Here is a 13,970-nt window from a genome sequence, read left to right on the forward strand (position 1 = left end):
TTGTTAATTTCGTCTGTTCGCAGTTAAGGACCCGCGTGCCAACTCAGCACATTGCTGCAATTTTCAGGAGGCGGGGCCCTGCATGATTGATGGCATGTGGCGGACCTGTGCAGGGCCGCTTTGGCGATTCGATCAAGGGTTAAGGCATGAAACATTCTCTGGTTTGCGCGTTGGGGCTGGCGGTGGCGCTGGCGTCCGGTGTTTCCTCGGCTCAGGCACCGGCACAAGTCGGCTCGCAAGTGCCTGGCTACTTCCGATTGGCCGTAGGCGATTTTGAGGTGACGGCACTGTTCGATGGTTACAACGACCTGTCGCCCAAACTGCTCAAGGGCATGACCCAAAGCCAGATTCGTGCGCTGCTGGCCCGTCGCTCGATTGAAACACCGGGCGTGCAGACCGCGTTCAACGCCTTTCTGATCAACACCGGCAAGCAACTGATCCTGGTGGATACCGGCGCCGGTCAATGCATCGGTGCGACGGCGGGCATGCTCTCGCACAACATGAAAGCGGCCGGCTACGAGCCTTCGCAGGTCGACACGATCCTGTTGACGCACCTGCACCTGGACCATGTGTGCGGACTGGTCGACGGCCAGCAGAAACAGGTGTTTGCCAACGCCACGGTCTACGCCGCGAAGGCAGAAGCCGATTACTGGCTCGATCCTCAAGCCCTCGCCAAGGCGCCGGAGGGTGCCAAACCGTATTTCAAAATTGCCCAGGACTCGACGGCACCGTATGTCGCGGCAGGGCGCTTCAAAACGTTCGACGCCGGTCAGTCGCCCGTGCCGGGTGTCGAGGCCACGCTGGAAGCCGGACATACGCCGGGCAGCACCACGTACCGTTTCACCTCTCAGGGGCAGAGCATCCTGTTCATGGGCGATCTGGTGCATAACCTCGCGGTGCAGTTCTTGCACCCCGAAGTCTCGATCGGATTCGACGTCAACAGTCAGCAGGCGATCAAAAGCCGCGCCAAAGTCTTCAGCGATGCCGCCGCGAGTAAAACCTGGGTGACGGCGGCGCATTTGCCGTTTCCGGGTATCGGTCACATCGCCGCAGAGGGCAAGCACTTCCAGTGGGTGCCGGTCGAATACGGCCCCTACAAACGAGCGGCGAAAGTCCCGCTGATCGAGTAAAGTCCGATGCCCTCCCAAGGAAACCGTGCCTATGAACCGTAACGATCTGCGTCGCGTCGACATGAACCTGTTGGTGATTTTCGAGGCGTTGATGTTCGAAAAGAATCTGACCCGCGTCGCTGAAAAACTGTTCATGGGGCAACCGGCGGTGAGTGCTGCGCTGGGACGGTTGCGGGACCTGTTCGACGATCCGTTGTTGCTGCGCAATGGTCGCGGCATGGAGCCGACCGGGCGGGCGCTGGCGATTCTCAAGGAGTTGCAGCCGGCAATGGATGTCATTTCCGGGGCGGTCAGCCGGGCGAAGGAATTCGATCCGACGACAAGCTGCGATGTGTTTCGCATCGGGTTGTCGGACGATGCCGAGTTTGGCTTGTTTCCGCCGTTGCTGCGGCAATTGCAGGAGGAGGCACCGGGGATTGTCGTGGTGGTGCGTCGCGCCAACTATCTGCTGATGCCGGCGTTGCTGGCGTCGGGGGAGATTTCTGTGGGGGTGAGTTACACCACGGATTTGCCGGCGAATGCCAAGTGCAAGAAGTTGCGGGACATTCCGTGCAAGGTGCTGCGCGGAGACAAGCGGCCGGGGACGCTGACGCTCGACGAGTATTGCGAACGGCCTCATGCGATGGTGTCGTTCTCTGGTGATTTGAGCGGCAACATTGATCTGGATCTGGCCAAGATCGGGCGGAGTCGGCGGGTGGTGCTGGGGGTTCCGCAGTTCAGTGGGTTGCGGGCGTTGCTGGCCGGGACCGAGATGATTGCCACGGTGCCGGATTATGCGGCGTGTGCGTTGGTTGAGGGGTGTGCCTTGCGTGCCGAGGATCCGCCGTTTCCGATTGAAGCGGCGCAGTTGTCGATGGCCTGGAGTGGGGTGCATGACAATGATCCGGCGGAGCGGTGGCTGCGGTCCCGGATCAGTGAGTTTATGTCGAGGTCTTTGCCGATTGGGGGGTGAACGTGGCGGCCTTTGGGCCGACCAGGTTCTTTGCAGGTGTACATATCCATTTCTGTGGTAACGGCGGCTGGTGGTTTCGCCCTTACGGCGAGTCCCTTTTGTCAAACGCCACAAAAGGAACCAAAAAGTCTTGCCCCGAGCGTCCGGCCCCTCGCTTAGGCTCGGCGTTCCTTCGCTCCGGTCCTGCTCCGTGGGCCCGCCGCGATCGGCCATCCATGGCCGTGCGCGGCTAACCCGGCATCCATGCCGGGTTGCCCACTGCGCAGAACCTCCACTCAGCCTTCCGAAGGGGCGGGCAGATCAAAATCAAAAGCGCAAGGCGAGCTAACGCTCGGCCTCGTGGTTTGGTGGGGGTACGCCGATCCATTGCGTGTGATGGCGGCCTGCCGGCCGACCTGTTCTCGCGGATGTACCAAAATCCCTGTGGGAGCTGGCTTGCCAGCGAAGGCGGCCTGCCGGCCGACCTGTTCTCGCGGATGTACCAAAATCCCTGTGGGAGCTGGCTTGCCAGCGAAGGCGGCCTGACAGCCGACCTGTTCTCGCGGATGTACCAAAAATCCCTGTGGGAGCTGGCTTGCCAGCGAAGGCGGCCTGCCAGCCGACCTCTTCTCGCGGATGTACCAAAATCCCTGTGGGAGCTGGGCTTGCCCGCGAAGGCGGCCTGACAGCCGACCCATAACCCGCTGATGCGCTCGGTCCCTGTGGAAGCTGGCTTGCCAGCGAAGGCGGCCTACCAACCGACCTCTTCTCGCGGATGTACCAAAATCCCTGTGGGAGCTGGCTTGCCAGCGAAGGCGGCCTACCAACCGACCTGCTCTCGCGGATGTACCAAAATCCCTGTGGGAGCTGGGCTTGCCCGCGATGGCGGCCTGCCAACCGACCCATACCCCGCTGATGCCCTCGGTCCCTGTGGGAGCTGGCTTGCCAGCGAAAGCGACCTGACAGCCGCCCCAATCTCCGCAGATGCCTCCAGCCCCTGTGGGTGGTGGATTAGCAACGGCAATCCAAAAAGAGCACGTACATTCAATTTTCCTCATTCCCACACCGGCACTATCAAACGAGGTCCCGGCGCACTGACGCCGGTGGTTTTTCATTTGTGCAGGTATCCCATGAACGCTTCGCGATGGAATGAACGGGCTGAGGACGTCGGGCTGTTTTTTTTGCGGGTCAGCGGTGGATTGTTTCTGCTGTGGGTGCATGGTCTGCCGAAGCTGCTTAACTACAGCGCTCAGCTGCAAGTCATCGAAGACCCTTTTCACCTGGGCGCGAATGTCACGCTGATGCTGGCGATTTTTGCCGAGGTGTTGTGTCCTCTGCTGATCATTTTCGGGGTGTTGGTGCGTCTGGCGTGCCTGCCGATTCTGTGTCTGCTGTGGGTCGCGTTGCTGGTGGTGCATCCGCAATGGAGTCTCGATGAAGGGCAGTTCGGCTGGCTGCTGTTGATTCTGTTCACCAGCATTCTTATCGCCGGGCCGGGACGGCTGGCGCTCAATGTCCGATTCGCCGGAGCTTTGCGTTATGCCTGAATCCAATCGTTTCGAGGAAGTCGTGACCCTGGTGATCAAGCATCGGGTCAAGGCCGGTTTTGAAGTGGCCTATGAAGCCTGGTTGCGCAACATCGTCAGCATCGCCGGGCAGCAGGAAGGGCACTTGGGCGTTGACGTGATTCGCGGCAAAAGCGCCGGCCTCGACCTCTACACCTGCGTGCTGCGCTTCTGTTCCACCGAGTCGATGCAGCACTGGCTCGATTCGCCGCAACGGCTGCAACTGGTCAATGAAGCCACACCGATGCTGGCGGACGGCGATCAGACCGAGGTCAATCCGGTCAATGAGTTCTGGTTCGCCCCGCAGGCTGACACCAGTTCACCGCCGCCGCGCTGGAAGCAGGCCGTGGTGACGTTGTTGGTGATTCTGCCGCACACCTTGCTGGTGCCGCTGATCTGGGGGCCGCTGTTGCAGCTCAATGCTTTGCTCTCGAATTACGTGGTCGCCACGTTCCTGATCACGCTGACCATCGTCGTTTCGGTGGTGTACCTGTTCATGCCGATGGCGACGCGGTTGTTCGCGCCTTGGCTGTCCTCTTCCACTCAGCCCAAGGAAACGCGATGAACGCCGATCTGATTCTATTCAATGGCCAATTTCATACCGTTGACCGTGAAAACCCGCGCGCCAGTGCCGTAGCCATCAGCGACGGCCGATTCGTCGCGGTCGGCACTGACGCCGAAGCCATGGCCCTGCGCGGTTCCGGCACTCAGGTCATCGATCTCAAGGGCCGTTGCGTCATTCCCGGCCTCAACGACTCGCACCTGCACCTGATCCGTGGCGGTTTGAACTACAACCTCGAACTGCGTTGGGAAGGCGTGCCGTCGCTGGCCGATGCCTTGCGCATGCTCAAGGATCAGGCCGACCGCACGCCAACGCCGCAATGGGTGCGCGTGGTCGGTGGCTGGAACGAATTCCAGTTCGCCGAAAAGCGCATGCCGACCCTCGAGGAACTTAACCAGGCCGCGCCGGATACGCCGGTGTTCGTGCTGCATCTGTATGACCGCGCCTTGCTCAACCGCGCCGCGTTGCGCGTGGCCGGTTACACCCGTAACACGCCGAATCCGCCGGGTGGCGAGATTGTGCGCGATGCCAACGGTGAGCCGACCGGCATGCTGGTCGCGCGACCGAACGCGATGATTTTGTACTCGACCCTGGCCAAAGGGCCGAAGCTGCCGCTGGAGTATCAGGTCAACTCGACCCGTCAGTTCATGCGCGAACTCAACCGTCTCGGCCTGACCAGTGCCATCGACGCCGGCGGCGGTTTCCAGAATTATCCGGACGATTACCAGGTGATCGAGCAGTTGGCGAAAGACCAGCAACTGACCATCCGCATCGCCTACAACCTGTTCACCCAGAAGCCCAAGGAAGAGCTGGCCGACTTCAAGAACTGGACCAGCAGCGTGACCCTGCACCAGGGCGACGATTACCTGCGGCACAACGGCGCCGGGGAAATGCTGGTGTTTTCGGCGGCGGATTTCGAAGACTTCCTCGAACCGCGTCCGGACCTGCCGCAAACCATGGAAGACGAGTTGGAACCGGTGGTCCGCCACCTCGTCGAGCAACGCTGGCCGTTCCGTTTGCACGCCACGTACAACGAATCCATCAGTCGCATGCTCGATGTGTTCGAGAAGGTTAACCGCGATATTCCGTTCAACGGGTTGCCGTGGTTTTTCGACCACGCCGAAACCATCACCCCGCAGAACATCGAGCGGGTGAGGGCGCTGGGCGGCGGCATTGCGATTCAGGATCGCATGGCGTTTCAGGGTGAGTATTTCGTCGAGCGTTACGGCGCCAAGGCGGCCGAAGCGACGCCACCGATCAAGCGCATGCTGGCCGAAGGTGTGCCGGTCGGCGCGGGCACCGACGCTACGCGAGTGTCCAGCTACAACCCCTGGACCTCGTTGTACTGGATGGTCAGCGGTCGCACCGTCGGCGGTCTGGAGCTGCACGCCGAGGGGCTGTCCCGGCAAACCGCGCTGGAACTGTTCACCCACGGCAGCGCCTGGTTCTCTTCCGAGCAGGGCAAGAAAGGCATGATCAAGGTCGGCCAGCTGGCGGACGTCGCGGCCCTGAGCGCGGACTTTTTCAGCGTCGACGAAGAAGCGATCAAGTGGATCGAATCGGTGTTGACCGTGGTCGGCGGCAAGGTGGTGTATGCCGCTGGTGATTTCGAAAAACTCGGGCCGGCCAGTGTGCCGGTGCTGCCGGACTGGTCGCCGGTGGTGAAGGTGCCGGGTCACTGGCGCCCGACGTCGCCGATGCAGACGCAGGTTCACCATTGCAGCGGGCCGTGCGGCGTGCATTCCCATAGCCATGAAAAGGCGCGTTTGTCGAATGCGCCGGTCAGCGATTTCGCGGGATTCTGGGGTGCCTTTGGCTGCTCGTGCTTCGCGTTCTGACGATCACAAAAAAGCGCCGATGCCGCGGTGTCGGCGCCTTATGTAACACCCATCCATCGAGGAGCTTCACATGAGCAACGTTCCGTACAAACGCCTGAATAAAGACGATGCGGTTGTCCTGTTGGTCGACCACCAGACCGGCCTGATCTCGCTGGTCCAGGATTTCTCGCCGAACGAATTCAAGAACAACGTGCTGGCCCTGGGTGACGTGGCCAAGTTCTTCAAACTGCCGACTATCCTCACCACCAGCTTCGAAAACGGCCCGAACGGCCCGATGGTGCCGGAATTGAAAGAGCAGTTCCCGGACGCGCCGTACATCCCGCGTCCAGGCCAGATCAACGCCTGGGACAACGAAGATTTCGTCAAGGCCGTCAAGGCCACTGGCCGCAAGCAACTGATCATCGCCGGTGTGGTGACTGACGTGTGCGTGACCTTCCCGACGCTGTCCGCACTGGCCGAAGGGTTTGAAGTGTTCGTGGTGACCGACGCCTCGGGTACTTTCAACGAAACCGTACAACAGGCAGCCTGGGCGCGCATGGCGGCGGCCGGTGCACAACTGGTCAACTGGTTCTCGGTGGCGTGCGAGCTGCAGGGCGACTGGCGCAACGACATGGAAGGCCTGGCGAACCTGCTGTCGCCACGCATTCCGAACTACCGCAACCTGATGAACAGCTATTCGGTGCTCACCTCGAAGTAAGCCGACCGGACATAAAAAATACCCGCCACTGTGCGGGTATTTTTTTTCTGACGAACAAGGTTTCTGTAGGAGCGAGGCTTACCCGCGAACCAGGCGCCCAGGTGTTTCAGTTGGACCGCGTGATCTTCTTCGCGGGCAAGCCTCGCTCCTACAGGCGAACGTTCCCGAAGGTCAGGCCTGTTGGCGTTTCTGCAGCCAACTCAGGAAGCCGCCTTTCTTGACCGGCACCGGTTTCGCCAGCAACGCCAACCGACTGTTCTGCTGCCGTACCGCCTGCAACTTGTTCAACGCCCGACCGACTTCAACCCGTTGCTCCATGCAGTGACGGGTCAGGGATTTATCGATCCGGTAGATGATGCACGAGGTCAGCGTGGTGAAGGTCGCCTGGGATGGCGTATCGGTGAGGATGCTCTGTTCGCCCATCACTTCGCTTGGCCCCATTCGACCTGCCTCGGTTTGCCCGGCGCCGTCGGGAACGGTGGCGCTGACCACACCCGTGGCGATGACCATCAGACTGTCCGGCACTTCGCCCAACTCCAGCACCACCTGACCGGCCGCGTATTGCTGAGCAACCATCGACTGTGCCATCTGATCGCGTTCCTCCTCGCTCAAGGAACGGAAAACTTTCACTTCATCCAGCAACGCCCGTGCACGGGTTGTCGGTTCGATCACGCCATCGAGCTGCCGAGAAATGCCGGCCGCTTCGAGGTGCCGATGGGCCAGGTCGAACAGTTGATTACGCACTTCGCTTTTCTTGCCCAGTTCGGCGATGAACCCGCTGGCCACGTATTCGGACATGGTTTCGCCGGCCTCTTTCAGCACCGCTTTCGGTGCGGGATTCAGCAGCAGACTGCTGCTGCCCTGAAGCGTGCGATCCAGTGCATCGAGCACCCGGCGCGGGCGAATGTGGTTGGGCACTTGAATGCTGATCGACACGCCATGCATGTTGCCGGGGCGGCTCAGGTTGACGATCTTTGCCTTGGCCGCTACCGAGTTCGGCACCACTGCGGTACTGCCGGCACTGGTCAGCAGGTGCGTGGCGCGCCAGTCGATGTCGAGCACTTTGCCCTCGACGCCGTCGATCATGATCCAGTCATCCACCTGATACGGCTTGGTGGTGTTCAGCACAATCCCGGAAAACACGTCGCTCAGGGTACTTTGCAACGCCAGGCCGACAACGATGGCCACCACGCCGGACGTCGCCAGCAACCCTTTCACCGGCAGCTCCAGCACATAGCCGGCCGCCGCAACGATGGCGATCAGAAACACCAGTGCGCCGATGACATCCTGCAGCAAGCGACCGCTATGACCGATGCGGCGCATCAGCACTAGGCCGATGACTTCGGTGAGCACACGCGCGGCGTACAACCACCAGAGGATCCCCAGTGCCGTGGCACCCAGTTGCGCCACGCGGTCATCGGCAAACAGCGGCGCCTGCAAGGGGCTGACGCCGGCGTTGATGATGACCGCGCTGAACATCAGGAACAGTGCCAGGCGCACACCGACCCGTGTGACGCGATGCTTGAATGGCGCGAGGTGCCAGATCACGGCGTCGATTACCAGCAGCAGGGCGCTCCAGGAGAGCAGGTGGGCGTAGATGAAGGACATGGGAGAACTCCGGGAGACTGGTTTTTTGTTGTCATGTGGGATCGCTTTGCTTTTCTGTAGGAGCACGGCTGGCCGGCGAAGTCGTCCTTGAGGACGCCTTCGCCGGCCAGCCGTGCTCCTACAGAAAGGCAACTTCGCCACACATTTCTGTGTGGCGAAACGTTTGGACTCAGTTCAAGTGAGTCTTGAGTTCCAGCGCTGCCTGACGCACCGCCGCCTTCACTTCCGGAATCTGGCTCAGCGGGTTCAGCAAGCCGAAGTCATGGATCATGCCGTTGTAACGCACCGCTGTCACCGGAACACCGGCCGCATCGAGGTGGCGGGCATAGGCTTCGCCTTCGTCACGCAATACGTCGAACTCGGCGGTTTGCACCAACGCTGCCGGCAAGCCCTTGAGCTGTTCGGCACTGGCCTGCAACGGCGAGGCATGGACCTGCGCACGCTCGGCCTGGTCGGTGGTGTAGTTGTCCCAGAACCAGTTCATCATGCCTTTGGTGAGGAAGTGGCCCTCGGCAAATTGCTGGTACGACCCGGTGTCGAACTGCGCGTTGGTCACCGGCCACATCAACAGCTGGAAGCGCAGCGCCGGGGTTTTCTGTTCCTTGGCCATCAACGCCACGACCGCCGCCATGTTGCCGCCGACACTGTTGCCGGCCACGGCGAGGCGCTTGCCATCGACGCCGATGTCCTTGCCATGCTCGGCCACCCAACGGGTCGCGGCGTAGGCCTGATTGATTGCCGTCGGATAGTGCGCTTCCGGCGACGGCGTGTAATCGACATACACTGCGACAGCGCCAGAGCCGACCACCAGGTCGTGGATCAGGCGCTGGTGAGTCGGGTAATCGCCCAGCACCCAGCCGCCACCGTGGAAGAACATGAACACCGGCAATTCACCTTTGACCTTGGACGGACGCACGATCTTCAGGTTAATGGTTTGCCCATCGACCTTGATTGCACGGTCGCTGACGTCCACACCCGACAGATCAACCTTCACCGAGTTTTGCGCGCCGGTGAGCACCGCACGGGCCTCTTTCGGGCTCAACTGTTCAAGTGGTTTACCGCCACCGGCAGCGAGGGCTTCGAGGAAGGCTTGAGTGTTGTGTTCGACACCTGGGCTGCCCGCGGCAAAAGCGTTGCCGACGGCGAGGGCGAGGAGGGAAGCGGTCAGGGTTTTCTTGACGAGGTTCATGAGCAAATCCTTTTAAATAATTAGAGATCGTTTACCTAAGGGCCAGGTTGCTGCTGCGCTGGGATTCAGGCCTCAGCAACACCGTGGACACAGATTAATAGGATGCCGAAAAAGGAAAAAGCGGCTATAAAGCGTTTGACTGTCAACCAAGGCGTGACAATGAACCCGTTCGAAGATATGCGCATTTTTTGCCAGGTGATGGACTCCGGCAGCTTCACCGCTGCGGCCGATCAACTGGGCCTGTCCAAGCAGTTCGTCAGCCGACGCTTGATGCAACTCGAAGAGCGCCTCGGCGTGAGACTGCTCAACCGTTCCACACGACGGCTTGACGTCACGCCGCTGGGCCAGAGTTATTACGAGTCGGCGCTGCGCCTGCTCGGCGAGGTCGAGCAAGTGGAGCAGGGCATCGCCGGCCAGACCACCGAACCGCGCGGCACCATTCGCGTGAGTGCGCCGTTATCGTTTGCGCTGGCGCACCTGGGCTGCCTGCTGCCGGTGTTCTTGCAGCGCTATCGCGATGTCACGGTGGAAGTGGATTTGAGCGATCGCCCGGTGGATTTGCTCGGCGAGGGCTACGACCTGGCGTTGCGCATCGGCACCCTCGAAGACTCGACGCTGATCGCCCGACGCATCGCCTCCATCCAGCGCGTGTACTGCGCCAGCCCGGCTTACCTGGCCGAGCGTGGCACGCCGCTCAAACCTGAAGACTTGCACGCGCATGACTGCCTGCCGTACGGCCACGGGCGTCAGGTGCAATGGCGTTTTGAAGGGCAGGGCAAGCCACTGGCGGTCAACGTCACCGGGCGGATGCGCGTGAATAACGGGGAGTTGCTCAAGGATGCGGCCATTGCGGGGATGGGGATTACGTATCTGCCGACGTTCATTGTCGGGGCGGCGTTGAAAGACGGACGACTGGTGCCGGTCCTGGATGATTTCCGACCCGAGCCGCTGACGTTATCGGCGGTGTACCCGCAGCATCGCCAGAGTTCGCGACCGGTGCAGGCGCTGATCGAGTTTTTGCGCGAGCGGCTGGATCAGGCTGAAGGAGGTCTGTAGGTTTCACGCGGTCCCTTGTGGGAGCGGGCTTGCTCGCTCCCACAGGGATTGTGGCGAATTTTTGCTCAGTGCTCGTCAGGACCTTTTGTCATCCCCCGGCTCGCCACCGACATGCACGCCATGGTCATCGCCAATTTCACCGGAGCGATGAACGCCGTGGTCATCGCCAATTTCACCGGAGCGATGAACGCCATGGTCATCACCGATTTCACCGGCATGATGAACGCCGCGGTTATGGCCAACTTCACCCGCATGATGAACCCCGTGATCATCACCCGGTTCGGCGTGATTGCCGTGTCGCCCTGAGTCGGCCGAATGCCCGGAATGCCCCGAGCCATGGTCGTTGCCGCTGTGACCGCTGCCATTGCCGCCACGCCCATCGCCGCCATGACCGCTACCGCTACCACCGTGGCCGCTGCCGCCACCACCACTGCCGCCGCCATTGCCACCGTGACCACCGCCACCACCGCCACCACCACCTCCGCTACCGCCGCCTCCACCACCACTCCCTCCATCCTTGGCCTGAGCGCTCGACAGGCCGGACAGGCTGTCCGGCACCAATACCGTGGATGCCGACAGAACTGCGCCAATAGCTAATGCCAGTAAAAGCTTGTTGATGTGCATGTCGTTCTCCGTCTTCTTATTCAGGTTGGAACGTTGATGAACAATGCAACGTGCTGCTCGATTCAGTGGATGAACACTGCAGCGAACTGATTTATTCAGGCTGCAACGCCGATGAACGATGAACGGTACAACCCGACCTTGTTCCAGGAATCAGTGAATGCTCGAGGCCAGCTCGAAAATCGGGATGTACATCAGGATCACGATGACCCCGATCAACAGGCCGATGAAGGTCATGAGCAAGGGTTCGAACAACCGCACGAACCATTCGATCCAGCGGCTGATTTCTTCGTCGTAGAAATCGGCGCTGCGTTCCATCATCTGCCCGAGATTGCCGGACTGCTCGCCGGCGCGCAGCAAGCGCAAGGACACCGGGGTGACGAGGTGGTTGAGCTCCAGTGCGGCGGACAGCGACTGACCTTCGCGCACCCGTTCGCAGGCCTGGTCGAGGCGCACGCGGGAGGCGACGGTGAGCAGGCCGCGGACCATGCCCATGGCGGTGACGAGGGGGATGCCGCCCTGCAGCAGAATCCCCAGAGAGCGGTAGAAGCGCGCCAGTTCATACATGAAGATGCGTTGATGGACCGCCGGGAGTTTTTCGATCACCCGGTCCACGCCCCGGCGAAAGGCCGGTTGGCGCTGGAGGAAGGCGAGGGCGACGACGATGGCCGCCAAGGTGCCGAAGAATTCACCCTGGTGGGCATGCAGGAACATCCCGCTGCTCATCAGGATTTGAGACAGCCACGGCAGATTGTTGCCCAGACCTTCGAACACCAGGCTGAAGCGTGGCACCACGTAGCCCATCAGAAACAACACCACGCCACCTCCCACCACCAGCAACAGCAGGGGGTAGATCGAAGCGCTGACGATCTTCTGTCGAACCTCGTCCATGCGCTGGCGATAGCTGACATAACGGCCCAGGGCATCGCCCACGGCGCCGGTCTTCTCGCTGGACTGCACCAGCGCCACGTAGAGAGGAGGAAACACCGCCGATAACTGGGCCAACGCCTGGGAGAACGATTTGCCCTCGTAAAGCAGGCGCACCAGTTCGCTCAACGTCTTGCGGGCCTGTGGCGCGGTTTCTTTTTCCGCCAGGCTTTCCAGTGCATCGATCAATGGCAGGCCTGCATTGAGCAGGGTGGTCAGTTCCTGGCTGAACAACACCAGGTTGAACGTCTCGCGCTTGTGCAATCGCAAGGCGCGCCAATGGCGCTCGGCGTGCAGGCTGACCACTCGCAGGCCCTGGTCTTCGGCGATGCGCCGGGCCTCGCTGTCCCCTTGGGCCTCGACAGTCATCGCGACCACGCCGGCCTTGCCGACCGCCTTGAGATGAAAGCGCATGGTCGCCTCCCGTCACTGCCAACTGGTGACTTCGGCGTTTTCGCCTTCGCCGCCGGGCTGGCCGTCCTTGCCCATGGACAGCAAGTCGTATTCGCCGTTTTCGCCGGGGTAGCGGTAGGTGTAGTTACGGCCCCACGGGTCCTGCGGCAGTTTTTTCTGCAGGTACGGGCCGGTCCAGCGGGTTTCGTCGCTGGGGGCGGTGACCAGTGCCTGCAGCCCCTGTTCGGTCGAGGGGTAATGGCCGACCTCCAGTCGATACAAATCCAGTGCCTTGCCCAGGCCTTCGATTTGCGCCTTCGCCACCTTCACTTCGGAGCGGCCCAACTGGGCGAAATACTTCGGCGCGACGATGCCGGCCAACAGCCCCAGCACCACCAGCACCACCAACAGTTCGAGCAGGGTGAACCCGCGCTGAGCTCGCGGTGAACAGTGACGCGGTGCACTACACAGACGCTGATTCATGATGACCTCACACAGTCGGCAGAAGAGTCGCCATGGGGCTCATGCAATTGCCATGCTCACCACCGGACCTCCTTCTGCAGCCCCTGAATTACCGGCCTTCGCGCATTCGGCACAGTGCTTGCGTACGGCTGGTTCACTACCGGCCATTGGGGCATTAGCCCCATTTTTCGGGGTCGGTCAGGGGAGGCAGAAAATGAAAACACTCACCACAGGGCTGCTCGGCTGCGTGCTGCTGGCAGGCACAGCTCAGGCCGATGTATTCGTTTCCGTGGACACCAAGGGCAGCTACGTTTTGTCCAATGTCCACCGTCCCGGTCGCACCTATGAACGGGTGATTCACGAGCCTGAATCGTCACTGGTCAGCCTTGATCAACAGCCGCAGATGATTGCCCGGCAACCCTACGCCGAGCTGGTGTCGGCGGCCGCCACGGCCAATGAATTGCCGGCGGCATTGTTGCATGCGGTGATCCAGGCCGAGTCCGCCTACGACGCCCGGGCGCGGTCGGCCAAAGGGGCGGGCGGGCTGATGCAATTGATGCCCGACACCGCCCGGGAGATGGGCGTGACCAACGTCTACGACCCCAAGGCCAACATCCAGGGCGGGGCCAAATACCTCAAGCGCCTGATGACCCTGTTCGACAACGACATTGCCCTTGCTGTGGCGGCCTACAACGCCGGGCCACAAGCGGTGCTCAGCCGTGGCGGAGTGATCCCGCCGTTCGCCGAAACCCAGCGTTATGTGCCGAGCGTACTGCGCCAATACCGTCGCTTGCAGGGCCTGGCCGTGGATGCGCCGTTGTGATTGGCGAACGTGGGGAACCTTGCCCCAACAGTGGGGCATGGTGGCCCCGGCCGGAAAGTGGGGAATGGGTGGGGTATATCCCCCGACTTATCAAGTCGTTTACGTAACTAACTGAAAAACAACAACAATATTTATGGCATGCGGATTGCTCAAGGGGAGTTGTCGAGA

13 protein-coding genes are annotated in these 13,970 nt (G+C 61.2%); 8 read left to right on the forward strand and 5 right to left on the reverse strand.

What is annotated here, in order from left to right:
* Nucleotides 1-146 precede the first annotated feature (146 nt).
* The 6 genes from J2Y86_RS28945 to ycaC all read left to right on the forward strand — a co-directional run bounded on the left by J2Y86_RS28945 (nucleotide 147) and on the right by ycaC (nucleotide 6,723).
* Nucleotides 147-1,130 carry an MBL fold metallo-hydrolase gene (locus tag J2Y86_RS28945; RefSeq protein WP_253439506.1) on the forward strand — a complete coding sequence of 328 codons (984 nt, stop codon included), beginning with the start codon at nucleotides 147-149 and terminating at the stop codon, nucleotides 1,128-1,130.
* A 31-nt stretch (nucleotides 1,131-1,161) separates the two neighbouring features.
* Entirely contained in the window at nucleotides 1,162-2,082 is a 921-nt protein-coding gene (locus J2Y86_RS28950) for a LysR family transcriptional regulator (protein ID WP_253439508.1), read from the forward strand.
* Between the two features lie 1,109 nt (nucleotides 2,083-3,191).
* Nucleotides 3,192-3,608: a DoxX family protein gene (locus tag J2Y86_RS28955; RefSeq protein ID WP_253439510.1), complete on the forward strand. Its 417-nt coding sequence runs from the start codon at nucleotides 3,192-3,194 to the stop codon at nucleotides 3,606-3,608.
* Complete coding sequence (locus tag J2Y86_RS28960) at nucleotides 3,601-4,191, forward strand: antibiotic biosynthesis monooxygenase (RefSeq protein ID WP_253439512.1); 591 nt, start codon at nucleotides 3,601-3,603, stop codon at nucleotides 4,189-4,191. The genes J2Y86_RS28955 and J2Y86_RS28960 overlap by 8 nt, the downstream gene beginning before the upstream one ends.
* Nucleotides 4,188-6,026, forward strand: coding sequence for an amidohydrolase (locus J2Y86_RS28965; RefSeq protein WP_253439514.1), 1,839 nt, complete (start codon nucleotides 4,188-4,190; stop codon nucleotides 6,024-6,026). The genes J2Y86_RS28960 and J2Y86_RS28965 overlap by 4 nt, the downstream gene beginning before the upstream one ends.
* Nucleotides 6,027-6,096: 70 nt before the next feature.
* Complete coding sequence (gene ycaC, locus J2Y86_RS28970; protein ID WP_008032694.1) at nucleotides 6,097-6,723, forward strand: isochorismate family cysteine hydrolase YcaC; 627 nt, start codon at nucleotides 6,097-6,099, stop codon at nucleotides 6,721-6,723.
* A gap of 171 nt (nucleotides 6,724-6,894) precedes the next feature.
* On the opposite strand, the gene J2Y86_RS28975 is transcribed toward ycaC, so the two are convergent.
* Both J2Y86_RS28975 and J2Y86_RS28980 read right to left on the reverse strand, forming a co-directional pair.
* Nucleotides 6,895-8,331 (reverse strand): mechanosensitive ion channel family protein, encoded by a 1,437-nt coding sequence (locus J2Y86_RS28975; RefSeq protein ID WP_253439516.1) that lies wholly within the window; start codon nucleotides 8,329-8,331, stop codon nucleotides 6,895-6,897.
* A gap of 169 nt (nucleotides 8,332-8,500) precedes the next feature.
* Nucleotides 8,501-9,520 (reverse strand): alpha/beta hydrolase, encoded by a 1,020-nt coding sequence (locus tag J2Y86_RS28980; protein WP_253439518.1) that lies wholly within the window; start codon nucleotides 9,518-9,520, stop codon nucleotides 8,501-8,503.
* 159 nt (nucleotides 9,521-9,679) lie between these two features.
* Between J2Y86_RS28980 and J2Y86_RS28985 the strand changes: the two genes are divergently transcribed.
* Complete coding sequence (locus tag J2Y86_RS28985) at nucleotides 9,680-10,576, forward strand: LysR family transcriptional regulator (protein ID WP_253439520.1); 897 nt, start codon at nucleotides 9,680-9,682, stop codon at nucleotides 10,574-10,576.
* 75 nt (nucleotides 10,577-10,651) lie between these two features.
* On the opposite strand, the gene J2Y86_RS28990 is transcribed toward J2Y86_RS28985, so the two are convergent.
* The 3 genes from J2Y86_RS28990 to gspG form a co-directional block, all read right to left on the reverse strand.
* Nucleotides 10,652-11,200 carry a hypothetical protein gene (locus tag J2Y86_RS28990; RefSeq protein WP_253439522.1) on the reverse strand — a complete coding sequence of 183 codons (549 nt, stop codon included), beginning with the start codon at nucleotides 11,198-11,200 and terminating at the stop codon, nucleotides 10,652-10,654.
* A 150-nt stretch (nucleotides 11,201-11,350) separates the two neighbouring features.
* On the reverse strand, nucleotides 11,351-12,538 hold the full coding sequence (locus J2Y86_RS28995) for a type II secretion system F family protein (RefSeq protein ID WP_253439524.1): 1,188 nt from the start codon (nucleotides 12,536-12,538) through the stop codon (nucleotides 11,351-11,353).
* 12 nt (nucleotides 12,539-12,550) lie between these two features.
* On the reverse strand, nucleotides 12,551-13,000 hold the full coding sequence (gspG, locus tag J2Y86_RS29000) for a type II secretion system major pseudopilin GspG (RefSeq protein ID WP_253439526.1): 450 nt from the start codon (nucleotides 12,998-13,000) through the stop codon (nucleotides 12,551-12,553).
* 193 nt (nucleotides 13,001-13,193) lie between these two features.
* On the opposite strand from gspG, the gene J2Y86_RS29005 reads away from it, so the two are divergent.
* A complete protein-coding gene (locus J2Y86_RS29005) occupies nucleotides 13,194-13,802 on the forward strand; it encodes a lytic transglycosylase domain-containing protein (RefSeq protein ID WP_253439528.1) in 609 nt (202 codons plus the stop codon).
* Nucleotides 13,803-13,970 lie beyond the last annotated feature (168 nt).

Source organism: Pseudomonas migulae (genome assembly GCF_024169315.1).
Taxonomy (GTDB): Bacteria; Pseudomonadota; Gammaproteobacteria; order Pseudomonadales; family Pseudomonadaceae; genus Aquipseudomonas; species Aquipseudomonas migulae_B.

Excerpts from the sequence above, each read along its gene's own strand:
- J2Y86_RS28945 (WP_253439506.1), top strand. The coding sequence starts at position 147 with ATGAAACATTCTCTGGTTTGCGCGTTGGGGCTGGCGGTGGCGCTGGCG.
- J2Y86_RS28950 (WP_253439508.1), top strand. The coding sequence starts at position 1,162 with ATGAACCGTAACGATCTGCGTCGCGTCGACATGAACCTGTTGGTGATT.
- J2Y86_RS28955 (WP_253439510.1), top strand. The coding sequence starts at position 3,192 with ATGAACGCTTCGCGATGGAATGAACGGGCTGAGGACGTCGGGCTGTTT.
- J2Y86_RS28960 (WP_253439512.1), top strand. The coding sequence starts at position 3,601 with ATGCCTGAATCCAATCGTTTCGAGGAAGTCGTGACCCTGGTGATCAAG.
- J2Y86_RS28965 (WP_253439514.1), top strand. The coding sequence starts at position 4,188 with ATGAACGCCGATCTGATTCTATTCAATGGCCAATTTCATACCGTTGAC.
- ycaC (WP_008032694.1), top strand. The coding sequence starts at position 6,097 with ATGAGCAACGTTCCGTACAAACGCCTGAATAAAGACGATGCGGTTGTC.
- J2Y86_RS28975 (WP_253439516.1), bottom strand. The coding sequence starts at position 8,331 with ATGTCCTTCATCTACGCCCACCTGCTCTCCTGGAGCGCCCTGCTGCTG.
- J2Y86_RS28980 (WP_253439518.1), bottom strand. The coding sequence starts at position 9,520 with ATGAACCTCGTCAAGAAAACCCTGACCGCTTCCCTCCTCGCCCTCGCC.
- J2Y86_RS28985 (WP_253439520.1), top strand. The coding sequence starts at position 9,680 with ATGAACCCGTTCGAAGATATGCGCATTTTTTGCCAGGTGATGGACTCC.
- J2Y86_RS28990 (WP_253439522.1), bottom strand. The coding sequence starts at position 11,200 with ATGCACATCAACAAGCTTTTACTGGCATTAGCTATTGGCGCAGTTCTG.
- J2Y86_RS28995 (WP_253439524.1), bottom strand. The coding sequence starts at position 12,538 with ATGCGCTTTCATCTCAAGGCGGTCGGCAAGGCCGGCGTGGTCGCGATG.
- gspG (WP_253439526.1), bottom strand. The coding sequence starts at position 13,000 with ATGAATCAGCGTCTGTGTAGTGCACCGCGTCACTGTTCACCGCGAGCT.
- J2Y86_RS29005 (WP_253439528.1), top strand. The coding sequence starts at position 13,194 with ATGAAAACACTCACCACAGGGCTGCTCGGCTGCGTGCTGCTGGCAGGC.